A 26,439-nucleotide genomic window follows, 5' to 3' on the forward strand; every position below is an offset into this window, starting at 1 on the left:
ATGCTTGAACTCGATTTTACCCAGACGCTGGGAACCCACTGTCTGCAAATCCGCGAGACGCTCCCTGCCAGCGGCATTACAGCGGTATTCGGCGTCTCTGGCGCGGGAAAAACCTCGCTGATCAACGCTATTAGCGGCCTGACCCACCCGCAGCAGGGGCGCATTGTCCTTAACGGCAGAGTGCTGAACGATGTTGAAAAACGTATCTGCCTGGCGCCGGAAAAACGCCGCATTGGCTATGTTTTTCAGGACGCGCGCCTGTTTCCGCACTATAAAGTACGGGGCAATCTGCAATATGGCATGGCAAAAAATATGGCCGGACAGTTCGATAAGCTGGTCGATCTGCTCGGCATTGCGCCACTGCTTGATCGGCTACCGGGAGGACTCTCCGGCGGAGAAAAACAGCGGGTCGCGATTGGCCGGGCGCTGCTTACCGCGCCGGAGCTGCTGCTGTTAGATGAACCGCTGGCATCGTTGGATATCCCGCGCAAGCGCGAGCTGTTGCCCTATCTGCAGCGGCTGGCGCGCGAAATTAACATCCCGATGCTGTACGTCAGCCACTCTCTTGATGAGATCCAGCACCTGGCGGATAACGTGCTGGTGCTGGAGGCGGGGAAGGTGAAAGCCTTTGGCTGCCTGGAAGAGGTGTGGAGTAGTAGCGTGATGCACCCCTGGCTGCCCGAGGATCAGCAAAGTACCATCCTGAGCGCGATTGTTGCCGCCCAGCATCCGCAGTATACGATGACCGCCCTGGCGATCGGCGACCAGCAGATATGGGTCAACCGGCTTGACAGGCCGCTGGGCGAAACCGCGCGCATGCGCATTCAGGCCTCAGACGTGTCTCTGGTACTGCAGCCCGCTCAGCAAACCAGTATTCGCAATATTTTGCCCGCGGAGGTTATGCAGTGTATTGAAAGCCATGGGCAGGTTGAGGTCAGGCTCGAAATAAGCGGCCGTACGCTGTGGGCGCGCATCAGCCCCTGGGCTCGCGATGATCTGGGCGTTGCCCCGGGCCAGCGGCTGTATGCGCAGATAAAAAGCGTGTCGATAGCCGCCTGATTACAGCAGGTGGCGATAGATGTAGTCGGCGATGCTGGTGGTTTCGTTTTCACCGATCACCACGTTGGCGCGCGCTTTCACTTCCTCTACCGCGTTGCCCATCGCTACGCCGGTGCCGGCGGCCTCCAGCATGCTGAGGTCGTTATAGTTGTCGCCGAAAGCGATAACATCCTGCATTGACAGTCCCCGGGACGCCACCCACTGCGCCAGGCGTTTACCTTTACTGTTGCCTTCCCGGGCAATATCCACCTGATCGTGCCACGACCATTCGCACTCCAGGCCCAGCGTCTGGCCAACGTGCAGGGCAAAACGCTGCAGTTTGGCGGTATCTTCATCGGTCAGGGCGAATTTCCACACGGCGTTAACTTCGCGCGCCGCCTGCGCCAGAGAGTCGACCTGAGTAAATACCGGGCGCTGCTCGACGGGCAGAGACTGGGCCCAGTTGGCAGTGCGGATGACGTGCCCGGTCGGCCGCTCGTAGAGCATGGCGTCATCAACGTACATCAGGCCGTGAATATCATGCTGGTTCAGTAGCTCCGTCAGGCTCAGGGCTTTATCGACCGGCATCGGATCGGACTCAAGCACCTTTTTTGCATGATAATCATACAAATAAGTACCATTGCAGCAAATTGCAGGTGTATCGAGAGCCAGTGCCTGATAAAAAGGATGGATAGCGACGTGATGTCGTCCGGTGACGACAATGATCTGGTATCCAGCATCTTTGGCGCGAGCCAGCGCGTCGAGCGAGGCGGGGAGGATGGTCTTTTTGCCGGTTAAGAGCGTGCCGTCTAAATCCAGGGCAATCACGCGTGAGGTCATGTGTTGTTTCCGGTTAATGATGAAAAGTTAGCAGGCTATGATGGTACACCGCTGTGCCATTCCGGCAAACTTTTCAGCATCTACCGCTAAAGAGCCGATACACTTGATCTTTCAGGCTGCCTGGAGGCAATCTGAAAAATGTTGTGTATGCGTATTGTATTTTTCAGGGCGCCGTTAGTCTGAAAAATGAAATTTCCACGTGCAGTGAGGAAGGAGTATTCATGAAACAAACCGTTTATACCGCCAGCCCGGAAAGCCAGCAGATTCACGTCTGGGATCTGGATCCTGAGGGGAAACTGACGCTGGTGCAGGTTGTTGATGCCCCGGGGCAGGTGCAGCCGATGGTGGTGAGCCCGAACAAAGAGTATCTCTACGTCGGCGTGCGTCCGGAGTTTCGCGTACTGGCCTACCGCATTGCGCCCGATAATGGCGCCCTGACCTTCGCTGGCGAAGCCGCGCTGCCCGGTAGCCCAACGCACATCTCTACCGATCATCAAGGCCGCTTTGTGTTCAGCGCATCCTATAACGCGGGCTGCGTAAGCGTTACGCCGCTGGTGGACGGCCTGCCGCGGGAAGCGGTGGCGGTGGTGGAAGGGCTGGAAGGCTGCCACTCGGCAAATATTTCCCCGGACAATCGCACCCTGTGGGTTCCGGCGCTGAAACAGGATCGTATCTGCCTGTTTACCCTGAGCGACGACGGTTTCCTGGCTGCCCAGGAACCGGCTGAGGTGACCACCGTTGAAGGCGCGGGCCCGCGTCATATGGTCTTCCATCCGAACCAGCAATACGGCTACTGCGTTAACGAACTGAACAGCTCCGTTGACGTCTGGGAGCTGAAGGATCCGCACGGCAAAATCGAGTGCGTGCAGACGCTGGACATGATGCCGCCTGATTTCACCGGCGTTCGCTGGGCGGCAGATATTCACCTGACGCCCGATGGCCGTCACCTCTACGCCTGCGATCGCACCGCCAGCGTTATTACCATCTTTAGCGTTTCGGAAGACGGCAGCGTGCTGTCCATCGAGGGCTATCAAAATACCGAAACCCAGCCGCGCGGCTTTAATCTCGATCATAGCGGCAAATTCCTCATCGCTGCCGGTCAGAAATCGCATCATATTGCGGTGTATGAAATCGAAGGCAAGCAGGGGCTGCTGCAGGAAAAAGGGCGCTATGCCGTAGGCCAGGGCCCGATGTGGGTGGTGGTCAACGCTCGTTAAGCCCGCAGGTGTGGCCGAAACCTCGCCGCGGCGAGGTTTTTTTACGCCTGGCGCAAGGGCTATTTCACCCGCATACGATACTCAATCATGCCGCTTTTCTCCGCGACCCAGTTGTACAAGCGCTGACCCCGCAGATTGGTTTCATGCGTGTGCCAGTACAGGCTGGCTGAGTGACGCTTCCGCGCCTGTAGCTGTACATACTCAATCAACCGTTTGCCGATATGCTGGCCCCGAACGGCCGGATCAACGAACAGATCTTCCAGATAGCAGTAGTCGCTTTCGGCCCAGGTAGAGCGGTGGAAGAGATAGTGAACGAATCCCACAATCCTGCCTTCGCGTTTTGCCACCGCGCAATACATGGGTTCCACAGAATGGAAAAAACGCTTCCAGGTGAGTTGCGTGACGGTGTCCGGGATGTCGACGCGATAAAACGTCTGGTAGCTTTTCCACAGCGGCAGCCACGCGGCAAAGTCAGTTTCAGCTGCGGGTTGGAGGGTAATTTCCGCGAGGTTAACGTCGGTTTTCTGGCTCTTCATGCTTATTCCTTACTTTTAGAAACCGGATGGTTGTGCGTTATGATAGGAGGCGTTCTGGTTCCTAAAAAGTGACACTTTCTGTATATTTATAGGATCCACTTTTATTACGTTGATGCCGCTGCCGCTCATGCCAAAACCCATTGCCCCTCTGTTCCAGGAACTGTTATTAACGCGCGGCGTGATTAAAGACCAGGTCTATCACGCCCTGCGCCAAGCGATTCTGGATGGCCGGTTATCGGCGGGTGCAAAAATACCCTCCAGCCGGGCGCTGGCTGAGATGATGGCGATCTCCCGCAACTCGGTCATTGCCGGGTTTGAGCGCCTGATTGATGAAGGCTATCTGCTGACGCGCAAGGGGGCAGGCACCTTTGTCTGCGACCATATTCCGGATCACGTCATTAGCGAGTACGGGTCGCCGACGGCGCCGGAAACGGCAATAGCCAGCGTTGGGCCGCTGAACCCTGATGTGTCAGCCCTGGTACCCTCATGGACGGAAAGCGAAGATAGCGGAGAGATGGGCGCGGTTTTCGCCGTCGGTATTGGCTGTACCGATCTTTTCCCTCATGCTTTGTGGGGGCGCTTGCTAGGGCGCGTCTGGCGGCAATCGCGCCGTGAACTCGCATCGCACGCCTCCTCCTGGGGATTCCTGCCGCTGCGTCAGGCAATCAGCGACTATATACAGGCGACGCGCGGCGTAAATTGCCACGAAGATCGGGTGATTATTGTTAACGGCATTCAGCAAGCGTTGACGATCGCCGCGCAGGCTTTACTGGAAAAGGGCGATGAAGTCTGGCTGGACGATCCCGGATATAACGGCGCTCGCGGCGCATTCGCCGCCAGGGGAGCCGTTGTTCGGGCCGTTCGGGTTGACGATGAGGGCATGGATATTCAGGATGGAATAGACCATTATCCCGGGGCTAAGCTGGTCTATACCGCGCCGTCGCATCAGTTTCCGCTCAGCGGCACGCTGAGTCTGCCGCGGAGGCTTGCTCTGCTGGAGTGGGCGGAAGCTAACCGCGCCTGGATATTCGAAGATGATTACAATAGCGAATTTCGCTATGCCGCCCGCTCTCTGCAGGCGTTGCAGGGGCTGGATAAACATCAGCGGGTCATCTATGCGGGTACATTCTCTAAGATGATGTATCCGGCATTTCGTCTGGGCTTTTTAGTTGTCCCCGAGCATTTGCGCGAACAGTTTGCCATCACCAAATATTATACTGACCTCTGTAGCGGATATCTGGAACAGGCCGTTCTGGCGCGTTTCATCCGCGAGGGGCACTATGCCAGCCACGTTCGTCGGATCCGTAAAGCCTGTTTTGAGCGAAAAAGCGCGCTGGAGGCGGCGATTAAATTCTATTTTCCCGGGCGCATGCTGGTGCATCCTACGGATTCCGGCGTGCATATAGTCTGCTGGCTGCTGGATGGCTTACGGGCACAGGAGGTGGTGCGGAAGGCGCGCCAGATAGGCTTAGGTGTACAAACTTTTGCGCGCTATTGCCAGCGGCCAATGTCACGTGAGGGAATATTGCTTGGCTTTGCAAACCATCCGCCAGAGGTTTTGGCTGAGGGGATTCGCCGTCTGGCGGCGGTCATATAACTCAATACCGCAGGCTTTATTGAAACAAAAACTATCGCGTTTATTTCTGGCGAAGGCGAGCAAAAATAAATTAAATCTTATTTATAATTAACACACGCCTCTGAGCAGATGAGTCATCTGCTCAGCGGAGGCGAGTGTTAAGAACAATAATATTGCGCATGGATTGTAGATGTATCCACAGCTATATAACGAAACAACCATTCGCTTAGCGATAGGTGACATCCCTGTGAATGACTGCCGGTTAAAAAATCAGATATCATCCATGGTGTAGCTTACGACGATTTCCAGCGTTTTGCGGATAACGTCGGCGGTTACGACATCGCTGGTAGTCTCCAGCGCCGTAATTAACCACAGAATAATCGCTTTATTGTTGAGATGCCCCTCAGACTCCAGGATGCTACTGATAGCCAGTGACATCACCGCTGATTCATCGATCAGCCTGTCGCCTGCGTTGCGGAAATATTCAGAGAGTGCGGTATCGTTCAGGCCTGCGTAAATATCCGGTTGCTGATGCATAGTCTGTCTCATCATATTCTCTACGTTGTGAGTTAAACATTCGACCGTTAGAGGTCAGTGTATTTTATTAGTACCTGGCTGCTGAGGGGAGCCTAATAATGAATTCGGCTTATCCCAATTGTGTTTAGCGCCTGAAGTACCCACAGTTTTGTTGTTTCCACGGCGAGCTACCATATTACTGATTTCATCGATAATACGCCCAATTGCATTCCGCCGCTTTTTATCTTGTTCTCCGGCCTGCATGGCCTGGAGTTTACCGATCAGTGCTTGTTTACTAATAGGCCCCTTGCTTTTGAGTAGCGAGAGGACAGCCTCTCCAATCAATACATCGGTTAATGGATCATAATCATTGTGATTCATAACGGTATCTCTGATCATTGTCATCTCCTTGACTGGGAATTTAGTAGCAAGCCGGTAATCCGTGTCAGATACTGGCCCATCCCCTATATTTCCTCATTCAGTAACGACTTAAATCACCAGATAACTGAAGCTACTTTTACCCCTGATGCTCAAACAAGAGACCAATCAACGTTTGATAATGGTTTTCTTCTTCAGGTTCTGAAGCCACTTCAAGGCGACTCAGCAGTTTCGTACACAGGGATTTGCGATTCAGGTTCCGTCCTTCATTCAGGATATCCATAACAATCTGTCCCAACGTTTCCTGCTGAGAAGGCAACGAAGCTTTATTGAAGTAATGGGCAATAGCGTTAGCCGTGTCAGGAATGTAACCGTTCTGCTGCATATGTGCTCCTGTCAGTTCAATTATCAGTAAAGTTGCGATTAAAGTTATACAATGTTTGACAACTTGTACATAGAAAATGGAAAAAATATGTTAATTTTCTTAATATTTTTTATAACATATTGATTTATATGCTTTTAAAATTGTACAAATCTTAAGGTAAACAGCGAATGGAGATGTACGGCTTGTACAGGTGCGCAGGATGGTAAGAATGTCAGCGAAAAGAGGATGTTAATGTGATTTATTTGTTAAGGACGCGCGCTGTTTTACAGGACTTATGTGAGTAGACCTGCTACTGTAATATCTCATTAGCATTCATCTCTTCTTTCGGAAATTTCATGCTCACTACCATCATTTATCGCAGTCATATCTGCGACAACGTGTCAATTAAATCGCTCGAAAGCATGGTTGCTGCAGCAAATGTAAAAAATGGTCAGGAAGACGTGACGGGTATTTTGCTTTTTAACGGCACCCATTTTTTTCAACTATTAGAAGGACCTGAAGAGAAGGTTGAGGAAATTTATCGCCATATCTGCGAAGACCCGCGGCACCATAACCTCGTTGAGCTTCTCAGAGACCATGGGCCGACCCGTCGCTTTGGCAAAATCGGTATGGAACTCTTTGATTTACGAGAGTTTGACCGCGATGAAGTTCTGCAGGCCGTGCTGGACAAAGGAACCACGAAATATCAGCTTATCTATGACGACAGAGCTCTCCACTTTTTCCGTACCTTCGTCGAAGCCACTGAAAAGGAGAACTATTACGAAATTCCTGCGGCCGAAAGCTGGGACTTTGTGATAGAAGACGAGGCCTGGTATCCTGAAACCCCGCTCGAGCAGGCCGAGTGCAGCTTTGCTTTTCAGCCGGTGATCGATCCGTTTGCCAAAGAGGTCGTCTCCTATGAAGCGCTGCTGCGCACCAACTCCGGTGAATCGCCAGCGGTCTATTTTGACGGACTTTCGCGAGAGGAAATCTACTGGACGGATCTGCACAGTAAGCGCATCGCCTTCGCCATGGCGGGACGTTTGCATCTTCGTGGACGCACCTTGTCGATTAATCTGTTACCCATGACGCTGGTCAATGTTCCCAACGCTGTCGAATTTCTGTTGGCTGAAATTGAAGCCAGTGGTTTGATTCCCGAGCAAATTATTGTGGAATTCACCGAGAGCGAAGCGATTTCTCGCGTTGATGAATTTACCGATTCTGTGCGAAAGCTAAAATCTGCGGGAATTCGCGTGGCTATCGATCACTTTGGCGCCGGGTTTGCCGGGCTAGTGCTGCTGGCGCAGTTTCAGCCGGACCGCATTAAGATTAATCGCCAGCTGGTCAAAGATATCCATAAGCACGGCCCGAAACAGGCAATCGTTCAGGCGATTATCAAATGTTGTAATTCCCTGGAAATTGCCATTTCAGCGGTGGGGGTTGAGCGGGCGGAAGAGTGGATGTGGCTGGAATCAGCGGGGATTACGCATTTCCAGGGAAATTTATTTGCCAGCCCGTGCTTCGGGGGCATTCCGCCGGTAGCCTGGCCGGAGAAAAAAATAGCCTGCGAGCTTCTTTAATTTTTTGAACGCTGCTCAGCGCAGCGTTTCGCTTAAAAAGCCGTGTATAACGGCAAAATAAGCCTTGTTTTTTGCTGTGTACATTGGCGTCCGACCTGTTAATTTTAGCTGTACAAGAAAAGTTAATTGTACAACTCGTCTAAATTAGTTAATTTAGTCGGTAAAGTATTATCAGGTTAGAGGGCGCTAATGGCATATTACAGTATCGGTGAAGTTGCCGAACGTTGCGGAATCAACCCTGTTACTTTGCGTGCATGGCAGCGTAGATACGGTCTGCTGAAGCCGCAGAGAAGCGAGGGGGGACACCGCCAGTTTGACGAGGAGGACGTTCAGCGGATTGAGGAAATCAAACGCTGGATCGATCGCGGCGTCTCCGTTGGCAAGGTTAAGGCGCTTCTGGAAGGCCATCAGCCTGAAACGCAAGACGCAGCCGTTCTGCTCCAGGAAGAGATGATGACGCTTCTGCGAGGTGTTCAGCCCTCAAAATTACGCACCCGCATCATGTCCCTCAGCCATGAATATCCCGTAGATAAACTTATTGACCGGCTGTTTGTCCCCGTGCGCAGCAAGCTTAATCTCGACCAGAATACTTCCCTGGCTATCATCAGTATGCTGGATGGCATTTTGATAGATTGCGTGGCGTCCATCCTTGCGGAATCGCGTAAGAAGGTGGGTAAAGAGACGCTGTTAGTAGGATGGGGTAATGAAGATCGCACTCGCCTGTGGCTGGAAGCATGGCGATTGTCTCAGCGCGCCTGGCACGTTAATGTGCTGGCGGAACCGCTCGACTCTCCTCGCCCGGAACTGTTCCCTGGTCAGCACATCTTTGTCTGGACCGGCCGCGCGCTGACCCCTTTGCAGGCAGAATTACTTAGCCACTGGCAAAGTCAGGGCTTTACCATCGAGTTTCACGGAGAGTAAGTTTCTTAGAGGGTTAGCAGCGGAACATTCTTAGAGATGTTTTTCCGCCGCTTGTCTTCCTGAAGCATGGCAACATGCGCTGGCAGGTAAACTATCAGAAATTTTGCTGAGTCCAGGCTTTAAATGTTTCGCTGCGGCTAATATTAAAAAAATCAGTGCGACCAGAACAGCCTAGTTTTTTAATTAAGGTCAGGCGAATTTGGTAAATTGTTTTAATATGTAAATTCAGTGACTTCCCAATATTAACCATCGCTTCGCCATCGTTCATCAGGCGAATCACTTCTTTTTCGCGGTTGGTAAAAACAATACTTTCAGCTTCACTGTCAGGTTTTTTACCAAACAACGTCGGGCGAAGAATAAAAGATTTTATCTCAGCGGGCGTTGAGCGCGCAGGAATTCTGTACATCGGAATTTCGCTAAGGAAGTTCAGATCGTTGCCGTCGGTGAGCAGGACAAAACGAACTCTTTTGCGGTCGTAATGATGATTGAGCACCGCATAATAGTTATCGCTGGTGAAAAAGACGTATTTTCCATGAAAACAGCCTGGTGATAATGAATCTAGTACAAGCTGTAATCCTTGACGAAGAAGGTTATTGTTAATCCAAAGATCGTAATGATTAAAAAAGAGACCTTGCTTGTCGTTATTCATTTGTCCTCCGAGGCAGAAGTGTTAATTAAAGAATACTTTAACAAATCACGCTTAGTGATGATTTTTCGCGCGTAACATATGCAGCGTCTGGGTGTATAAGTCAGCGAGTATTTCATTTTTCTCGACATTCAGACGGCGCTGAACCTCAACGATTAAACGTTCATTGCTCACGGCCTCGTTCTCCATTCGCACCATATGTTCGATGTTTTTCAACAACGCAGAGTTAAATATAAATTCTGCTGGAATGGTGTTCTTTATCTGCATGGTTAATCCCGGGTTATTTTAGCCATAATCAACTAACAAAGATGAGTGATAACATCATCTTTGCTATACGGTTTTTTCACCATTTCAGAGAAATGGTGTGCAATTTTTAATTCATAAGAATTCGGTAATGCAGAGTAATCAAAACTTACGTAATAACTATAGTCACGATTTTCAGGATGTACAATTTTTGCAGAAAAATTTTGTACATTTAGTGGGTTTTTTTAACAAATAAATTTAACTATATGATTTTACTTATCTTATAGTGTAATAAAAATGTGAAAAACTTGTACAGGATTGTCGCCTGCTCTGATGAAAGAGCGTCATGACGCCAGGTAATGATTTGCAACGGAAAGGGGGCCGCAGGAAAGAGGAGGAGAAAGGGGGAGGCGCTCCCCCTTCAAGTCAGGCGTTATTGTTTCGGTTCAGCGACGACGAAGCTCCCCACGCCGCGGTTATTGTATTCCCACATGCGATTGAAGTTAGCGTCGTTCAGATTACGCTGCGGGTTGCCTTTGGCATCCGCCGTTCCGGTATTGCCGCTGAAAGGACGATTGGAACCGACCGCATCAGCCCACGGTTTGGCAATGTTAAAACCTTCGTTAATGACGCTGTCGCGAATAACGACCTGGCCATTGGTATTGCCGTCAACGTCTAACGAGCGGCCCAGCTGCGCGACGTTATCGCCGGACGCCGTAAAGCGGCTGTTGATCGCCAGGAAGCCGTAGGTCACGCTTTTCAGGGTGGCAGGGGCGAAAACGTAAGCCTCTTTCTGGGTGCGCGAGTTGACTATGCGGAAGTCGGTATTCTCAAACACGACCGCTCCGCGACCGGAAACGATGTCTACATCGCCTTCTATATAGCTGTTGCTGACCAGCGTACGGGTCTGGCGGTTATCCTGCAGGCGATTTTGCACGCCGCTGTTGGTCACGAAAAAGGTATTCTGGCGGCCAAGGATATTAACATTGTTAATCTGTACCCGATCGCCATCGTTACGCAGCGCCACCGCCTGATGCGTCCCCGCGTCAACGCTGTCGCCAAGGTTGTTGGCGATGGTCAGATTCTGCAGCTGCAGGCCGTTGTTCTGCGACCAGAATACCGCGGAACACATAACGCCAACGGTGGCGGCACGTCGGCTCTGGCAGCTGTCGTACATATACCAGGCCGGTTTACCCGGCATATATTTACCGCCCGGATTGACCTGGTGACGCCAGGAGACCGGATCCATTTCTGAATCAAGCGCTGTGCTGATTTTGACGTCAATCGGCTTCTCGCCGGTGCCGTACAGGGTCAGCGCGCCAGGCGCCGCCGGAACGTATACGGTGCCCGCATATTCGCCCGGCATAATGGCGATAAACTGACGACGGTTGGAGTGGCGGATAATCGCCGCATCCACCGCGGCCTGAATGGTGGTATGCGTTACGCCCTGGGCGCCCGCAGGACCCACGACAAAATCCGGCTGCGCCGGCAGGCTGATGGCGGATGGGCTCCACGCCGCAGCGTTAGGATCCAAAGACTGGAAATAGCTCGCCGGTAAAAAGTTTTTTGCTTCATCGGCGGTTAAAACAGGACGAGAGGCCGTGCCCGGCGCAGTCTGCGTTGAGGGCTGTTGATCGGCAGGCGTCGAACTACAGGCGGACAACGTCACGCCAAAGGCCAGCGCCAGCGCCAGGCGGGAAACGGAATATGTGTTCATGTTGCTCCGGGCAAGAATAAATTAAGGGGATAAGTCCTTTAAAGCCTGCTGTTTTATACCAACTTAAGCGAAACGGGAAGATGTAGCGCAAAAAAGTTGCTTCCTTTACATATTCAGCGCCGGAAACGGGCCGCTTTTGATCACAAATAAATAACATTTGCCCCGGTCTGAGTTGACATTTCTCGTGGAATCAAAATAAATGTCTATACAACCCATGACAAGTTGACCGCAATGACACAGACTCTTTTCGAACGCGTAATCTGGCGAAACGTCCGCCTTGCTACCCTCGACCCTCGATACGCCCGGCCTTATGGCTTGCTTGAGGACCACGTGCTGCTGGTGCGCGATGGCCGTATTGAGGCCATTGTGCCCGAAGGCGATGCGCCAGCCGGCCGAAGTATCGACCTCGGCGGCAGGCTGCTTACGCCGGGGCTGATCGATTGCCATACGCATCTGGTTTTTGACGGCAGCCGGGCGCAGGAGTGGGAGCAGCGCCTCAACGGCGTTTCCTACCAGACCATTAGCGCAAACGGCGGCGGCATTAACGCGACCGTGCGCGCCACCCGGGAAAGCAGCGAAGCGGAGCTGCTGGCGCTGGCCCGACAGCGGCTGGCTCGCCTGCTGCGCGAAGGCGTCACCACCCTGGAGATTAAATCCGGCTACGGGCTGGACCTTGAAAACGAGCGCAAAATGCTGCGCGTGATACAACAGCTTGCCGGGACGCATGCCGTGGAGATTTCGCCAACGCTGCTTTCCGCCCACGCCACGCCGCCGGAGTATCAAGGCGACCCGGACGGCTATATCGATCTGGTGTGCCAGACTATTCTCCCGGCGCTGTGGGAAGAGGGGTTATTCGAAAGCGTCGATGCCTTCTGCGAAAACGTCGGCTTTACCCCCGCGCAGACTGAACGGGTTTACAGTACGGCCCAGGCATTAGGTATCCCGGTAAAAGGTCACGTTGAGCAGCTCTCTTCGCTGGGCGGCGCCGAATTAGTGAGCCGCTATAAAGGCCTGTCCGCCGACCATATCGAATACCTGACCCCAGAGGGCGTGGCGGCGATGAGCCGCAGCGGCACCGTGGCGGTGCTTCTGCCCGGCGCGTTCTATTTCCTTAACGAAACCCGCAGGCCGCCGGTTGAACTGCTGCGCGAACATCAGGTTCCGATGGCGGTGGCGACGGACTACAACCCCGGTACCAGCCCCTTTGCCAGCCTGCATCTGGCGATGAATATGGCCTGCGTGAAATTTGGCCTGACGCCGGAGGAGGCGTGGGCAGGCGTAACCCGTCATGCGGCGCAGGCGCTGGGCCGTCAGGCGAGCCACGGTCAGCTGGCGGCGGGCTTCGTTGCCGATTTTGCTATCTGGGATGCGGCGCATCCGGTTGAGATAGTTTATGAGCCGGGGCGCAGTCCGCTCTGGCAGCGCGTGGTGCGAGGAGAGATCGTATGAAGCTATGGCAACCGACGCCCGCCGAGATTTGGCAGGGACGCGACGATAGCGCGGAGGCGGCCAACGCGCTGCGTCTGTTTCAGACTATCGCCCGCGTCGAACGTTTTGAACCGCAGGCGCAGCCCGGTGACATTGCTCTGCTGGGATTCGCCTGCGACGAAGGGGTTCGGCGTAATAAAGGACGAACCGGCGCTGCTAAAGGCCCGGAAATCCTGCGCCGGGCGCTGGCGAATATGGCCAGCCACGACGGCCACGACCGCTGCGTGGATATGGGGAGCGTCAGCGTAGAGGGCGACGCGCTGGAAGCGGCGCAGCAGGCGCTGCGCGAAGCGGTTACGGCCTGCCAACGCGCGGGCAAGCGTACGCTGGTGCTGGGCGGCGGTCACGAGACGGCTTTCGGCCACGGCGCCGGCGTGCTGGACGCGTTTCCCACAGATGAGGTTGGCATTATTAACCTTGATGCGCATCTGGACTTACGTATTGCCGACCGGGCCAGCTCGGGTACGCCGTTTCGTCAGCTGGCGCTGGCCTGCGAAGCGCAGCGGCGCGCTTTTCACTACACCTGTATCGGCGTGAGTTACGCCGCTAATACCCGGGCGCTGCTGGACGAAGCTGCCCGCCGCGAGGTGACGATCATTGACGATTTAGCGGTGCTCTCCGCCTTTGAAGCGCGGGTTATCCCGCAAATCGAGCATCTTATTGCCCGCTACGATCGCCTGTATCTGACTATCGATCTCGACGTGCTGCCCGCGCGTGAAATGCCCGCAGTGTCCGCGCCGGCCGCGCTCGGCGTTCCTCTGGCGACGTTGCTGCGCATCGTCGAGCCGCTGTGCCGCAGCGGTAAGCTCCAGGCGGTTGATCTGGTCGAGTTTAACCCGCAGTACGATATTGATAGCCAGGGAGCCCGCGCGGCAGCGCGTCTGGCGTGGCAAATCGCCCATTGGTGGCAATAGCGATTCAGTATATTCTGGACGTTTCGCTGCCCATTAGCACAAGGAAGCCCGGCCATGTTCTCATCGCAACCTCGTTCCGCGCCTGCGCCATTCTATGAAAAGGTGAAACAGGCTATTAGCGAAAAGATCCACAGCGGCGTCTGGCGGCCGCACGATCGCATCCCCTCGGAGGCGGAGCTGGTGGCGCAGTTTGGCTTTAGCCGCATGACCATTAACCGGGCGCTGCGCGAGCTGACCGATGAAGGCCTGCTGGTGCGATTACAGGGAGTGGGAACGTTTGTTGCGGAGCCAAAAGGGCAGTCGGCGCTGTTTGAAGTGCGCAGCATCGCTGAAGAAATCGCCTCTCGCCATCATCAGCACCGCTGCGAGGTGCTGCTGCTGGAGGAGACTCAGGCTGACCTGATTCAGGCCGCAGCGCTGAACGTAGCCGCCGGAACGCGCATTTTCCATTCGCTGATGGTGCATTTTGAAAATGAGATCCCGGTACAGATTGAGGACCGCTGCGTTAATGCCACCGTGGTGCCGGACTATCTGCATCAGGACTACACCGTCACCACTCCCCACGACTATCTGTCGCTGATCGCCCCCTTAACCGAGGGAGAGCACATTGTTGAGGCGGTGCAGGCTACGGCGGAGGAGTGCGCGCTGCTGCATATTCATGCCCACGACCCGTGTCTGCTGATCCGCCGCCGTACCTGGTCCACCACCCATATTGTCTCCCACGCGCGCCTGCTTTTCCCCGGCAGCCGCTACCGTCTCCAGGGCCATTTTGGCTCCTGAACGCTCTGCGCGTCGGCAAAACGTGATTGCTGACGCAATATAACAAAAATGTATCATTTCTGTTAAATCCTGTCTTGCGCATGCTTGTATAGACAAGTATATGTATTTACGTACACAACGTTAATTGTCAGGAGAACCCCCGATGTCGCAAAGCAAATACCGCCAGCAGGACGTACGTGCACCGCGTGGCACGACGTTAAATGCGAAGAGCTGGCTGACCGAAGCCCCGCTGCGTATGCTCATGAATAACCTCGACCCGGATGTCGCCGAAAACCCGCATGAGCTGGTGGTGTACGGTGGTATTGGACGCGCGGCGCGCAACTGGGAATGCTACGACGCCATCGTGAAGGCGTTGAAAAACCTCGAAAGCGACGAAACATTGCTGGTGCAGTCCGGCAAGCCGGTGGGCGTCTTCAAAACCCATGAAAACTCGCCGCGGGTGCTGATCGCTAACTCCAACCTGGTGCCGCACTGGGCAACCTGGGAACACTTTAACGAGCTGGATGCCAAAGGGCTGGCGATGTACGGCCAGATGACCGCCGGCAGCTGGATCTATATCGGCAGCCAGGGCATCGTGCAGGGCACCTATGAGACCTTTGTTGAGGCCGGTCGCCAGCACTATCAGGGTAGCCTGAAGGGCCGCTGGGTACTGACAGCTGGTCTGGGCGGCATGGGCGGCGCGCAGCCGCTGGCCGCGACCTTAGCGGGTGCCTGCTCGCTGAATATCGAATGCCAGCAGAGCCGCATCGATTTCCGCCTGCGTACCCGCTACGTTGATGAACAGGCGACGTCGCTGGATGACGCGCTGGCGCGCATTAAAAAATATACCGCCGAAGGCCGGGCGATCTCTATCGCGCTATGCGGCAACGCGGCGGAAATCGTGCCGGAAATGGTGAAGCGCGGCGTGCGTCCGGATATGGTGACCGATCAGACCAGCGCCCACGATCCGCTGCACGGCTATCTGCCGAAAGGCTGGAGCTGGGAAGAGTATCAGGCTAAAGCCGAGACTGACCCGCAGGGCACTATCCTGGCGGCAAAACGCTCAATGGCCGACCACGTGCAGGCGATGCTGGCATTCCACGAAATGGGCGTGCCGACGTTTGACTACGGCAATAACATTCGCCAGATGGCTCAGGAAATGGGCGTTGACGACGCGTTTGCTTTCCCGGGCTTCGTTCCCGCCTATATCCGCCCGCTGTTCTGCCGCGGCATCGGTCCGTTCCGCTGGGTTGCCCTGTCCGGCGACCCGCAGGACATCTATAAAACCGACGCGAAAGTGAAAGAGATCGTTAAAGACGATAAGCACCTGCATCACTGGCTGGATATGGCCCGCGAGCGTATCAGCTTCCAGGGACTACCGGCGCGTATCTGCTGGGTAGGACTGGAGTGGCGGCAGAAGCTGGGGCTGGCGTTTAACGAAATGGTGCGCAGCGGCGAAGTCTCCGCGCCGATCGTCATCGGCCGCGACCATCTTGACTCCGGCTCCGTCGCCAGCCCGAACCGCGAAACGGAAGCGATGCGCGATGGTTCCGACGCCGTTTCCGACTGGCCGCTGCTCAACGCTTTACTGAATACCGCCAGCGGCGCGACCTGGGTGTCGCTGCATCACGGCGGTGGGGTCGGGATGGGCTTTTCGCAGCACTCCGGCATGGTTATCGTCTGCGACGGTACCGATGAAGCGGCGGCGCGTATCGCCCGCGTTCTGCACAACGACCCGGCGACCGGCGTCATGCGTCATGCCGATGCGGGTTACGACATCGCCATTGAGTGCGCGACAGAACAAGGTTTGAATCTTCCGATGGTAGCAGCAACGCAGGGGCACGCTAAATGAACGCTTTAACACTGATTCCGGGCCAACTCAGCCTGTCGCAGCTGCGCGACGTCTACAGCCAGCCGCTAAACATTACGCTAGACGAAAGCGCGTTCGCGGCGATTGATGACAGCGTTGCCTGCGTCAACGCGATTCTGGCGGAAGGCCGCACCGCCTACGGTATCAACACCGGTTTTGGCCTGCTGGCGCAAACCCGTATCTCCACCGAAGACCTGGAAAATCTCCAGCGCTCACTGGTATTGTCGCATGCGGCGGGGATCGGCGAACCGCTGGATGACGATCTCGCGCGTCTGATTATGGTGCTGAAAATTAATAGCCTGTCGCGCGGCTTTTCCGGCATTCGCCTGAGCGTGATTCAGGCGCTGATCGGCCTGGTCAACGCCGGGGTAACGCCGTGGATCCCGGCGAAGGGATCGGTCGGCGCGTCCGGCGATCTCGCGCCGCTGGCGCATATGTCCTTAACCCTGCTTGGCGAGGGGAAAGCGCGGGTGCGCGGCGGGGAGTGGCTACCGGCGACGGAAGCGCTGCGTCAGGCGGGGCTTGAGCCGATTACTCTGGCGGCAAAAGAGGGGCTGGCGCTGCTCAACGGCACGCAGGCATCGACGGCGTTTGCCCTGCGCGGGCTGTTCGAAGCCGAAGACCTGTTTGCTTCCGCAGTGGTCTGCGGGGCGTTAACCACCGAGGCGGCGCTTGGATCGCGTCGTCCATTTGATCCGCGTATTCATGAAGCGCGCGGCCAGCGGGGACAGATTGACGCCGCGGCGCTCTATCGCCACCTATTGACCGATGACAGCGCAATTTCCCAATCCCACCATAATTGCACCAAGGTGCAGGACCCGTATTCTCTGCGCTGTCAGCCGCAGGTGATGGGAGCCTGCCTGACCCAGCTTCGCCAGGCGGCGGAAGTGCTGCTGGTTGAAGCGAACGCGGTCTCCGATAACCCGCTGGTATTTGCCAGCGAGAACGACGTGATCTCCGGCGGCAACTTCCACGCCGAACCGGTGGCGATGGCGGCGGATAATATCGCGCTGGCGATTGCCGAAATTGGCTCGCTGTCCGAGCGCCGAATCGCCCTGATGATGGATAGCCATATGTCGCAGCTGCCGCCTTTCCTGGTGAAAAACGGCGGCGTCAACTCCGGCTTTATGATCGCCCAGGTGACGGCGGCGGCGCTGGCCAGCGAAAACAAAGCGCTGTCGCATCCGCACAGCGTGGACAGCCTGCCGACCTCCGCTAACCAGGAAGACCACGTCTCAATGGCGCCAGCCGCCGGTCGCCGCCTGTGGGCGATGGCGGAAAATACCCGCGGCGTGCTGGCCGTAGAGTGGCTGGCTGCCGCGCAGGGTCTGGATATGCGTGAAGGCCTGACCAGCAGTCCGCTGCTGGAAGAGGCGCGCCACCTGCTGCGCGAGCGGGTGACCCACTACACCGAAGACCGCTTCTTCGCTCCGGATATCGAAAACGCCATTGCGCTTCTGGCCGCACGTCATCTTACGCGGCTGCTGCCTGCCGTGCTCTCAGACCAACGCTAAACCATCGCTGTTCTCTGTACCTGCGCCGGGAGGATATCTTCCTTCCGGCCACCCTACACGCATATTTGTCGTCGTATAAAAACTATCAGGACACTTGCATATGCAACAACAAAACAAGCCACACCTGCTGCGCGGGCTGAATGCCCGTCACATTCGTTTTATCGCGCTCGGTTCCGCCATCGGCACCGGGCTGTTCTACGGCTCGGCATCAGCGATCAAGGCCGCAGGCCCGGCGGTACTGCTGGCCTATCTGATTGGCGGCGCGGCGGTGTTTATCGTGATGCGGGCGCTGGGGGAAATGGCGGTACGCAACCCGGTTTCCGGCTCCTTCAGCAGCTACGCGCGACAGTATCTTGGCCCGCTGGCGGGGTTTATTACCGGCTGGACCTACACCTTTGAGATGGTGATCGTCGCCCTCGCGGACGTGACCGCTTTCGGCATCTACATGGGACTGTGGTATCCCGATGTTCCGCGCTGGATCTGGGTGCTGAGCATTATCTTTTTTATCGGCGCCATGAACCTGTGCAGCGTGCGCGTTTTCGGCGAGATGGAGTTCTGGCTGTCGCTAATCAAAGTGGTGGCGATTATTGCCATGATTGTGGCGGGCGGCAGCATTATTTTCTTCGGATTCGGTAACGCCTTCCCGGCAACCGGGCTGGATAACCTATGGAGTCACGGCGGCTTTGCCCCTAACGGCTGGGAGGGGATCGTGGCTTCGCTCGGAATCGTCATGTTTGCCTTTGGCGGCGTTGAGATCATCGGCGTCACCGCTGCGGAAGCGAAGAATCCGCACAAGGTGATCCCGCAGGCGATCAATACGATTCCGCTGCGTATCGTGCTGTTTTATGTCTGCACCCTGGCGATTCTGATGGCGATTTTCCCGTGGAACAGCTTCGGCGAGCGAGGTAGTCCTTTCGTACTGATCTTCGATGGCCTGGGCATTCCGGCAGCGGCCACCATTCTGAATATCATCGTCATCAGCGCCAGCATTTCGGCGATTAACAGCGATATTTTTGGCGCGGGGCGCATGATGTACGGTATGGCGAAAGAGGGGCTGGCGCCGAAGAGCTTCCAGCGCATCGCCAGCAACGGGGTGCCGTGGATGACGGTGGTGGTCATGGGCGTGGCGCTGCTGGCGGCGGTGGTGCTGAATTATCTGATGCCGGAGCAGGTGTTTGTGCTGATTGCCTCGCTGGCGGCCTTCGCGACGGTATGGGTCTGGTTAATGATCCTGCTGGCCCACTTTGCGATGCGTCGCGGTCTGTCCGCTGAGGAGCGTAGCGCTATCGCGTTTCCGGTGCCGTTCTGGCCGGTTGCGCCGCTGCTGACACTACTGTTTATGGGACTGGTTATTGCGGTGCTGGGGATGGTGGAAGAGACGCGGATTGCGCTGATCGCCGGTCTGGTGTGGCTCGGCCTGCTGACGGCGGTGTGGTTTGCGCGGGTGCGCAAAAACGCCGTGCAGGCAGTGACGGAGTCGTGATTGTTTTGGTTTACCCGGGTTGCGGCTGACGCCTTACCCGGGCTACCCAATCGCACTCACCTGTAGCCCGGATAAGGCGTTTACGCCGCCATCCGGGGATTAGCTAAACAGGGCGGTAATCGACGCGCTGCCGAGGCTGTGGAAATGGACATTAAAGCCGACCATCGCGCCGCTTGCGCCCTCATCGACCGCAATTTTTTCGACGTCCAGCGCGTGAACGGTAAAGATATAACGATGGGTCTCGCCCTTCGGCGGCGCTGCACCGCCGTATCCGGTCTGACCGAAATCGGTACGAGTCTGAATAGCCTCTTCGGGCAGTTCGGCCTGGCCGGAACCGGCTCCCTGCGGTAACACGCGGGTATCGGCGGGAAGGTTGGCCACCAGCCAGTGCCACCAGCCGGAACCGGTCGGCGCATCGGGATCGAAACAGGTCACCACAAAGCTTTTAGTGCCGGCCGGCACCTCATCCCACGCCAGGTGCGGTGAAATATTATCGCCATCGTAGCCCATGCCGTTGAAGACATGACGATTAGGCAGCTTCTCGCCGTCCTGCAAATCATGACTGATTAATTTCATCGTCTCTCCTCGCATTAATTCACTGATTAGCAAAGAAGTGTAGCGCGTGCGCCGCGCCTTTACCGTCTCTTATTCGCTAAAAAATGTTTCATCCTGAACGGCGATGTTAACCGCCCGCGTCAGGCGGCTTAGCTGCTCCCGCGCAATGATGTACGGCGGCATCAGATAGATCAGGCGACCGAACGGGCGTATCCACACGCCTTGTTCGACGAAGAAGCGCTGCAGGGCGGCCATATTAACCGGTCGATGCGTCTCAACCACGCCAATCGCCCCTAAGACCCGCACGTCGGCAACCTGTTCAGATTCGCGCGCCGGGGCCAGCTCGGCGTTGAGCTGCACTTCGATCCCCGCCACCTGCTGCTGCCACTCGCCGCTTTCCAGCAGACGCAGACTCTCGGTCGCCACCGCGCAGGCCAGCGGATTGCCCATAAAGGTCGGTCCGTGCATAAAGCAGCCCGCTTCACCGTCGCTGATGGTTTCCGCCACCTGACGCGTGGTGAGGGTGGCGGAGAGCGTCATGGTGCCGCCGGTCAGCGCTTTGCCAAGGCACAGAATATCCGCCGTAATCCCCGCGTGCTCGCAGGCAAACAGCTTACCGGTGCGGCCGAACCCGGTGGCAATCTCATCGGCGATCAGCAGGATACCTTCGCGATCGCACATTTTGCGGATCCGCCGGAGCCACTCGGGATGGTACATCCGCATTCCGCCCGCGCCCTGAACAATCGGCTCGAGGATCACCGCGGCGATTTCATGACGATGGGCGGCCATCAGTCGGGCGAACGGCGCCATATCCCGCTCATCCCAGTCGCCGTCGAAGCGGCTCTGCGGCGCCGGGGCGAAGAGGTTATCCGGCAAATAACCTTGCCACAGGCTGTGCATTGAGTTCGTCGGATCGCAGACCGACATGGCGCCGAAGGTATCGCCGTGATAGCCGTTGCGGAAGGTAAGAAAGCGCTGGCGCGGGTCGCCCTTCGCCTGCCAGTACTGTAGCGCTATTTTCATCGCCACTTCGACGGCAACGGAGCCGGAATCGGCGAGGAACACGCACTCAAGGCTTTCCGGGGTCATCGCCACCAGCTGGCGGCACAGGGCCACCGCCGAAGGGTGGGTTATCCCACCAAACATGACGTGCGACATCTGGTCGATCTGCGCTTTCATCGCCGCATTCAGGCGCGGGTGATTGTAGCCATGAATCGCCGCCCACCAGGACGACATGCCGTCAACCAGCTGCTCGCCGCCGGCGAGGGTCAGCTCGCAGCCGTGGGCGGCCACTACCGGATAGACCGGCAGCGGTGAAGTCATTGAAGTGTAAGGGTGCCAGATGTGGCGCCGATCGAAAGCGAGATCGTCCGTTGTCATAATCGACTTGTAAACCATTTTGAAAACATTTAGGTTTACAAGTCTACACTGAACTTACAATGAATCGTACACAAAATATTTCGCGCAGCATCGAGGCGGCAAACGAGAAAACCCCATGAGCAAAGTTCACTATGTCACTGGGGTGCGCGAGTGCAGCCAACAAAGAGGCTGTGTGAAATAGAACGTGTACGACTTTTGGAGAGGCTAATGGCTCACCACCCACGTTGGACAATGTCGCAAGTCACTGAGTTATTTAATAAACCATTTCTGGATCTGCTGTTTGAAGCGCAGCAGGTCCACCGTCAACACTTCGACCCGCGCCAGGTTCAGGTCAGCACGCTGCTGTCGATTAAGACCGGCGCCTGCCCGGAAGACTGCAAATACTGCCCGCAAAGCGCGCGCTATAAAACCGGCCTTGAATCCGAACGCCTGATGGAGGTTGAGCAGGTGCTGGAGTCGGCGCGGCAGGCGAAACAAGCCGGTTCAACCCGCTTCTGTATGGGCGCGGCGTGGAAGAACCCGAACGATCGCGATATGCCGTATCTTGAGCAGATGGTGAAAGGGGTGAAAGCGCTGGGGCTGGAGGCATGTATGACGCTTGGCACGCTGAACGAGAGCCAGGCGCAGCGTCTGGCCGGCGCCGGCCTGGATTACTACAACCACAACCTCGATACCTCGCCGGAGTTCTACGGCAATATTATTACCACCCGCACTTATCAGGAGCGCCTCGATACCCTCGACAAAGTGCGCGATGCCGGAATTAAAGTGTGCTCCGGCGGTATTGTCGGGCTCGGGGAAACGGTCAAAGACCGTGCCGGGCTGCTGCTGCAGCTGGCCAATCTGCCGACGCCGCCGGAAAGCGTGCCGATCAATATGCTGGTAAAGGTCAAAGGCACGCCGCTGGCGGATAATGACGACGTTGATGCCTTTGATTTTATTCGTACTATCGCCATTGCGCGCATCATGATGCCGACCTCGCACGTGCGCCTTTCCGCCGGTCGCGAACAGATGAACGAACAGACCCAGGCGATGTGCTTTATGGCCGGGGCGAACTCGATTTTCTACGGCTGCAAGCTGCTGACCACGCCAAACCCGGAAGAGGATAAAGACCTGCAGCTGTTCCGCAAGCTGGGGATCAACCCGCAGCAGACCGCGGTGCTGGAAGGCGATAACGCCCAACAGCAGCGCCTGGAGCAGGCGTTGATGAACCCGGATACCGAGGAATATTACAACGCGGCGGCGCTATGAGCTGGCAGCACCGTATCGAACAAGCGCTGGCGGAGCGGCAGGCGGCGGATGCGTTGCGCCGTCGCCTGCCGGTGACCCAGGGCGCAGGACGCTGGCTTATTCGTGAAGGGCAGCGTTGGCTCAATTTTTCCAGCAACGATTATCTGGGCCTCAGTCAGCATCCAACGATCGTCAAGGCCTGGCAGCAGGGCGCGGAGCGCTACGGCGTCGGCAGCGGCGGTTCCGGCCACGTCAGCGGCTACAGCGAGGCGCACCACGTGCTGGAAGACCAGCTGGCCGACTGGCTGGGCTATCCGCGCGCGCTGCTGTTTATTTCCGGCTTTGCCGCGAATCAGGCGGTGATTGCCGCTCTCGCGGGCAAAGAGGATCGGATTGTCGCCGATCGTCTCAGCCACGCCTCGTTGCTGGAAGCCGCCAGCCTTAGCCCGGCGCAGCTGCGGCGTTTTCAGCACAATGACTCCCGACATCTGCGGGAACTGCTGGCGAAACCGCTATCCGGTCAGCAGCTGGTGGTGACTGAAGGCATTTTTAGCATGGACGGCGATAGCGCGCCGCTGGCGGAGGTTCAGCAAGCGTCGCGGGCGGCCGGGGCGCTTCTGCTGGTTGACGACGCGCACGGTATCGGCGCGCTCGGCGAAGAGGGGCGAGGCAGCTGTTATAGCCAGCAGGTTCATCCGGATTTGCTGATCGTCACCTTCGGTAAAGCGTTTGGCGTCAGCGGGGCGGCGGTCCTCTGCAGCGAAGCGCTGGCGGATTATCTGCTGCAGTTTGCCCGCCATCTCATTTACAGCACCGCCATGCCCCCGGCGCAGGCAGTGGCGCTCAGCGCCGCGCTGGGGGTGATACGTAGCGACGATGGCCGGCAGCGGCGGGAAAAGCTGGCTGGCCATATTGCAGATTTTCGCCGCAAAATGACCCATTATTCCGGCGAACTGACCCATTCTGACAGCGCGATTCAGCCGCTGATCGTCGGCGATAACGCTCGCGCGCTGCGGCTGGCAGCCTGTCTACGCGAGCGCGGCTGCTGGGCGACGGCAATCCGCCCGCCGACGGTTCCCGTCGGTAGCGCCCGCCTGCGCCTGACGTTGACCGCTGCGCACGATTCCGCCGATATTGCCCGGCTGCTGGAGGTACTGCATGACGGTGGTGAATAAACGTGCGGTAGCTGCGGCGTTTGGCCGCGCGGCGGGACAGTACGCCCGGCATGACGAATTACAGCGGCGTAGCGCCTCTCTGCTGCTGGCGCAGCTCGATATTAAAACCTTCCCCGAGGTGCTGGACGCGGGCTGCGGTCCCGGTAGCATGAGCCGCTTCTGGCTTGATGCGGGGAGTCGGGTGACGGCGCTGGACCTTTCCGTCGACATGCTGGCTGAAGCCCGCCGCGGCGGCTGCGCGCATCGCTACGTCGAAGGCGATATCGAAGCGCTGCCGCTGGCGGACGGCTGCGTCGACCTGGCGTGGAGCAACCTGGCGGTGCAGTGGTGCGACAACCTCGTCACCGCCCTTGACGAACTTTCCCGGGTGGTGCGGCCCGGCGGACGCGTGGCGTTCAGCACCCTACTGGCGGGCTCTTTGCCGGAGCTGAACCAGGCCTGGCGCGCTATCGATGAGCAGCCGCACGCCAACCGTTTTCTCAGCGAGCAGGCGGTGCGTGATGTGCTGGCCGGTCGCCGCGCGACCGGCCGCGTCCATGCCATTACGCTGCCGTTTACCGATGCGCTCAGCGCGATGCGCTCGCTGAAAGGCATCGGCGCTACCCATCTGCACCACGGACGCAGCCCTGCGCCGCTCAGCCGCGGTAAGCTGCGGCAGCTTCAGCTCGCCTGGCCGCAGCAGCAGGGACAAAGTCCGCTGACGTACCAACTTTTTACAGGAGTCATCGAACGTGATTAAACGTTTTTTCGTTACCGGTACCGACACCGAAGTGGGGAAAACCGTCGCCAGCTGCGCGCTGCTGCAGGCGGCTAACCGCGCGGGATTTCATAGCGCGGGCTATAAACCGGTGGCCTCCGGCAGCGACCATACGGCGCAGGGATTGCGCAATGAAGATGCGTTGGCCCTGCAGCGCAATAGCCGCGCGGTGCTGCGCTACGAACAGGTTAATCCCTTTACCTTTGCCGAGCCGACCTCGCCGCATATCATTAGCGCCGATGAAGGGAGGCCGATTGACGCCGCCGCGATCTCTGCGGGTCTGCGCGAACTGGAGGAACGGTCTGATTGGGTACTGGTGGAAGGGGCGGGGGGCTGGTTTACGCCGCTGTCAGAAACGCTGACCTTTGCCGATTGGGTACAGGCGGAGCGGCTACCGGTGATTCTCGTCGTCGGGGTCAAGCTGGGGTGCATCAATCACGCGATGCTGACCGCTCAGGCGGTGCAGCAGGCCGGACTGCCGCTGGCGGGATGGATCGCCAACGATATCCAGCCGCCGGGCAAGCGTCACTCTGAATATCTGGCAACGCTAGAGCGCGTACTGCCCGCGCCGCTGCTTGGAGAAATTCCGTGGCTGGCGAATGCGCAGCAGCGCGAGGATCTCGGCCAGTATCTCGATCTCAGCGCGCTGGATCCGGCGTCATCCATTTTGCCAGCAGCGGCGCATCCAACTGCATAACGTCGCCCTGGGCCACGCTGCGTCCACAGTGCAGGAGACAGAAACGATCCGCCACCCGACGGATAAACGGCAGGTGTTGTTCGGCGATCAGCACCGTCAGGCCAATATCGCGGTTCAACCGTACCAGTAAATCCCCGAGCTTGTGTAAAAAGCGCGGGCCGCCGCCGCGTGAGGGTTCGTCGAGGATCAGCAGGCGCGGGCGGGTTATCAACGCCCTCGCCAGCGCCAGCTGGTACTGGTCGTCGGCGGTCAGGGTAATCCCTTTACTTTGGCGCAGCGCGTAAAGCTCCGGAAAGAGCTCATAAATCTCTCCGGCCATGCCCGATGCGGATTCGCCGCCCGCAGCAAGGGCTATATGCAGATTTTCCTCAACGCTTAGCTGCGAAAAAATACGTTTATCCTGCGGGACGTAGCCTATGCCGATAGCGCTGCGCGACTGGGCGGAGAGCGGCATCAGGTCATAAGGAGCCGCCCCCGCGTCCTGCCAGGTCATACTGCCGCTGGCGACCGGCAGATGCCCGGTAATACAGTTAACCAGCGTGGTTTTACCCATGCCCTGACGCCCCATCACGCAGGTGCATTTCCCCGGCCAGAGTTCAAGGTCAACATTCCACAGCGTGTGCTGGCTTCCGTAATAGTGATTCACGGCACGTAGACTCAACATAGACGTTTTCTCCTTTCCTGAGATATCAGGCGACGAGAAGATGCTGCAAATCTCTTGCCAGGAAAAAGAACTCTCGGTTTTTGCCGTTGAATGCAGGCGGCGGCGTCAGAAAGCGGACGGCGCTTGCACTTTCCCGGTGCCCGCGCGCTGGAATGTGGTGCAAAAAATAATAAAAAATCCAGCTAATCTTTGCCGATAAACAGCAAAAAAAATTCAATAAATTTTTTTCGCAGCGGGTTTTGCCGGTCCGCTCGGTTTTGTTCGGGTGGCTTGGGTCAGGGGCTGCAGACAGTTATCCACTATTCCTGTGGATAACCTTGTGTATTAGAGTTAGAAAACTTGCGGTAAGCTAGAGACTACGCGGCCTGCGGGCGAATTGACGCG

The 26,439-nt window shown here is 56.9% G+C and carries 26 protein-coding genes; 15 read left to right on the top strand and 11 right to left on the bottom strand.

From position 1 onward, the window contains the following. Nucleotides 1-1,059 (top strand): molybdenum ABC transporter ATP-binding protein ModC, encoded by a 1,059-nt coding sequence (gene modC / locus ABLV12_RS23655; RefSeq protein ID WP_348867395.1) that lies wholly within the window; start codon nucleotides 1-3, stop codon nucleotides 1,057-1,059. Here the strand turns inward: modC and ABLV12_RS23660 are convergent, their stop codons facing one another. Beyond that, nucleotides 1,060-1,878, bottom strand: a complete 819-nt coding sequence (locus ABLV12_RS23660) for a pyridoxal phosphatase (protein ID WP_134882303.1) — start codon at nucleotides 1,876-1,878, stop codon at nucleotides 1,060-1,062. 221 nt (nucleotides 1,879-2,099) lie between these two features. On the opposite strand from ABLV12_RS23660, the gene pgl reads away from it, so the two are divergent. Continuing rightward, nucleotides 2,100-3,095: a 6-phosphogluconolactonase gene (pgl, locus tag ABLV12_RS23665; RefSeq protein WP_004111503.1), complete on the top strand. Its 996-nt coding sequence runs from the start codon at nucleotides 2,100-2,102 to the stop codon at nucleotides 3,093-3,095. 59 nt (nucleotides 3,096-3,154) lie between these two features. Here the strand turns inward: pgl and ABLV12_RS23670 are convergent, their stop codons facing one another. Next, nucleotides 3,155-3,631, bottom strand: a complete 477-nt coding sequence (locus tag ABLV12_RS23670) for a GNAT family N-acetyltransferase (protein WP_032727965.1) — start codon at nucleotides 3,629-3,631, stop codon at nucleotides 3,155-3,157. 127 nt (nucleotides 3,632-3,758) lie between these two features. Between ABLV12_RS23670 and ABLV12_RS23675 the strand changes: the two genes are divergently transcribed. After that, entirely contained in the window at nucleotides 3,759-5,228 is a 1,470-nt protein-coding gene (locus tag ABLV12_RS23675; RefSeq protein WP_160887551.1) for a PLP-dependent aminotransferase family protein, read from the top strand. Between the two features lie 249 nt (nucleotides 5,229-5,477). On the opposite strand, the gene ABLV12_RS23680 is transcribed toward ABLV12_RS23675, so the two are convergent. The 3 genes from ABLV12_RS23680 to ycgZ form a co-directional block, all read right to left on the bottom strand. Continuing rightward, on the bottom strand, nucleotides 5,478-5,744 hold the full coding sequence (locus tag ABLV12_RS23680) for a biofilm development regulator YmgB/AriR family protein (RefSeq protein ID WP_004100382.1): 267 nt from the start codon (nucleotides 5,742-5,744) through the stop codon (nucleotides 5,478-5,480). 54 nt (nucleotides 5,745-5,798) lie between these two features. Next, on the bottom strand, nucleotides 5,799-6,122 hold the full coding sequence (locus ABLV12_RS23685; protein ID WP_004111510.1) for a hypothetical protein: 324 nt from the start codon (nucleotides 6,120-6,122) through the stop codon (nucleotides 5,799-5,801). A 118-nt stretch (nucleotides 6,123-6,240) separates the two neighbouring features. Beyond that, complete coding sequence (gene ycgZ, locus ABLV12_RS23690; RefSeq protein WP_004100386.1) at nucleotides 6,241-6,486, bottom strand: regulatory protein YcgZ; 246 nt, start codon at nucleotides 6,484-6,486, stop codon at nucleotides 6,241-6,243. Nucleotides 6,487-6,821: 335 nt separating this feature from the next. Between ycgZ and ABLV12_RS23695 the strand changes: the two genes are divergently transcribed. Both ABLV12_RS23695 and ABLV12_RS23700 read left to right on the top strand, forming a co-directional pair. Then, nucleotides 6,822-8,045, top strand: coding sequence for a diguanylate phosphodiesterase (locus ABLV12_RS23695; protein ID WP_004111512.1), 1,224 nt, complete (start codon nucleotides 6,822-6,824; stop codon nucleotides 8,043-8,045). A gap of 189 nt (nucleotides 8,046-8,234) precedes the next feature. Continuing rightward, entirely contained in the window at nucleotides 8,235-8,966 is a 732-nt protein-coding gene (locus tag ABLV12_RS23700; RefSeq protein WP_004100389.1) for a MerR family transcriptional regulator, read from the top strand. Between the two features lie 94 nt (nucleotides 8,967-9,060). Here the strand turns inward: ABLV12_RS23700 and ABLV12_RS23705 are convergent, their stop codons facing one another. From ABLV12_RS23705 to ABLV12_RS23715, 3 genes are all read right to left on the bottom strand, one after another. Beyond that, nucleotides 9,061-9,615, bottom strand: a complete 555-nt coding sequence (locus ABLV12_RS23705; RefSeq protein ID WP_004100391.1) for a LuxR C-terminal-related transcriptional regulator — start codon at nucleotides 9,613-9,615, stop codon at nucleotides 9,061-9,063. A 51-nt stretch (nucleotides 9,616-9,666) separates the two neighbouring features. Further along, a complete protein-coding gene (locus ABLV12_RS23710) occupies nucleotides 9,667-9,879 on the bottom strand; it encodes a hypothetical protein (protein ID WP_004100392.1) in 213 nt (70 codons plus the stop codon). A 409-nt stretch (nucleotides 9,880-10,288) separates the two neighbouring features. Further along, nucleotides 10,289-11,572 carry a putative acyl-CoA thioester hydrolase gene (locus ABLV12_RS23715; protein ID WP_348867396.1) on the bottom strand — a complete coding sequence of 428 codons (1,284 nt, stop codon included), beginning with the start codon at nucleotides 11,570-11,572 and terminating at the stop codon, nucleotides 10,289-10,291. A gap of 177 nt (nucleotides 11,573-11,749) precedes the next feature. Between ABLV12_RS23715 and hutI the strand changes: the two genes are divergently transcribed. From hutI to ABLV12_RS23745, 6 genes are all read left to right on the top strand, one after another. Then, complete coding sequence (hutI, locus tag ABLV12_RS23720) at nucleotides 11,750-13,021, top strand: imidazolonepropionase (RefSeq protein ID WP_348867400.1); 1,272 nt, start codon at nucleotides 11,750-11,752, stop codon at nucleotides 13,019-13,021. Beyond that, on the top strand, nucleotides 13,018-13,974 hold the full coding sequence (gene hutG / locus ABLV12_RS23725) for a formimidoylglutamase (protein WP_016808910.1): 957 nt from the start codon (nucleotides 13,018-13,020) through the stop codon (nucleotides 13,972-13,974). Before hutI ends, hutG begins: the two co-directional genes overlap by 4 nt. 54 nt (nucleotides 13,975-14,028) lie before the next feature. Continuing rightward, nucleotides 14,029-14,754, top strand: a complete 726-nt coding sequence (locus ABLV12_RS23730) for a histidine utilization repressor (RefSeq protein WP_064397516.1) — start codon at nucleotides 14,029-14,031, stop codon at nucleotides 14,752-14,754. Nucleotides 14,755-14,896: 142 nt separating this feature from the next. Further along, complete coding sequence (gene hutU / locus ABLV12_RS23735; protein ID WP_064397518.1) at nucleotides 14,897-16,585, top strand: urocanate hydratase; 1,689 nt, start codon at nucleotides 14,897-14,899, stop codon at nucleotides 16,583-16,585. Next, nucleotides 16,582-18,117 carry a histidine ammonia-lyase gene (gene hutH, locus ABLV12_RS23740; RefSeq protein ID WP_024273935.1) on the top strand — a complete coding sequence of 512 codons (1,536 nt, stop codon included), beginning with the start codon at nucleotides 16,582-16,584 and terminating at the stop codon, nucleotides 18,115-18,117. The genes hutU and hutH overlap by 4 nt, the downstream gene beginning before the upstream one ends. A 100-nt stretch (nucleotides 18,118-18,217) precedes the next feature. Further along, a complete protein-coding gene (locus tag ABLV12_RS23745) occupies nucleotides 18,218-19,600 on the top strand; it encodes an amino acid permease (protein WP_004100403.1) in 1,383 nt (460 codons plus the stop codon). A 99-nt stretch (nucleotides 19,601-19,699) separates the two neighbouring features. Here ABLV12_RS23745 and ABLV12_RS23750 read toward each other — a convergent pair whose 3' ends face one another. Together ABLV12_RS23750 and bioA are read right to left on the bottom strand one after the other, a co-directional pair. Further along, complete coding sequence (locus ABLV12_RS23750) at nucleotides 19,700-20,176, bottom strand: kinase inhibitor (RefSeq protein WP_016808907.1); 477 nt, start codon at nucleotides 20,174-20,176, stop codon at nucleotides 19,700-19,702. Between the two features lie 69 nt (nucleotides 20,177-20,245). Beyond that, a complete protein-coding gene (gene bioA / locus ABLV12_RS23755) occupies nucleotides 20,246-21,535 on the bottom strand; it encodes an adenosylmethionine--8-amino-7-oxononanoate transaminase (RefSeq protein WP_201506111.1) in 1,290 nt (429 codons plus the stop codon). Between the two features lie 207 nt (nucleotides 21,536-21,742). Here bioA and bioB point away from each other — a divergent pair, with 207 nt between their 5' ends. From bioB to bioD, 4 genes are read left to right on the top strand one after another with little or no spacing between them, the layout of a single operon-like run. Next, nucleotides 21,743-22,783, top strand: coding sequence for a biotin synthase BioB (gene bioB, locus ABLV12_RS23760; protein WP_004111537.1), 1,041 nt, complete (start codon nucleotides 21,743-21,745; stop codon nucleotides 22,781-22,783). After that, complete coding sequence (gene bioF, locus ABLV12_RS23765; RefSeq protein ID WP_348867397.1) at nucleotides 22,780-23,937, top strand: 8-amino-7-oxononanoate synthase; 1,158 nt, start codon at nucleotides 22,780-22,782, stop codon at nucleotides 23,935-23,937. The genes bioB and bioF overlap by 4 nt, the downstream gene beginning before the upstream one ends. Beyond that, on the top strand, nucleotides 23,921-24,676 hold the full coding sequence (bioC, locus tag ABLV12_RS23770; RefSeq protein WP_348867398.1) for a malonyl-ACP O-methyltransferase BioC: 756 nt from the start codon (nucleotides 23,921-23,923) through the stop codon (nucleotides 24,674-24,676). Before bioF ends, bioC begins: the two co-directional genes overlap by 17 nt. Further along, nucleotides 24,669-25,391, top strand: a complete 723-nt coding sequence (gene bioD, locus ABLV12_RS23775) for a dethiobiotin synthase (protein ID WP_004100415.1) — start codon at nucleotides 24,669-24,671, stop codon at nucleotides 25,389-25,391. The genes bioC and bioD overlap by 8 nt, the downstream gene beginning before the upstream one ends. On the opposite strand, the gene ABLV12_RS23780 is transcribed toward bioD, so the two are convergent. Beyond that, nucleotides 25,333-26,055: an ATP-binding cassette domain-containing protein gene (locus ABLV12_RS23780; protein ID WP_004100417.1), complete on the bottom strand. Its 723-nt coding sequence runs from the start codon at nucleotides 26,053-26,055 to the stop codon at nucleotides 25,333-25,335. The genes bioD and ABLV12_RS23780 overlap by 59 nt on opposite strands. Between the last annotated feature and the right edge of the window lie 384 nt (nucleotides 26,056-26,439).

Origin of the sequence: Klebsiella sp. CN_Kp100 (assembly GCF_040065315.1) — a bacterium.
GTDB classification, from domain to species: domain Bacteria; phylum Pseudomonadota; class Gammaproteobacteria; order Enterobacterales; family Enterobacteriaceae; genus Klebsiella; species Klebsiella oxytoca.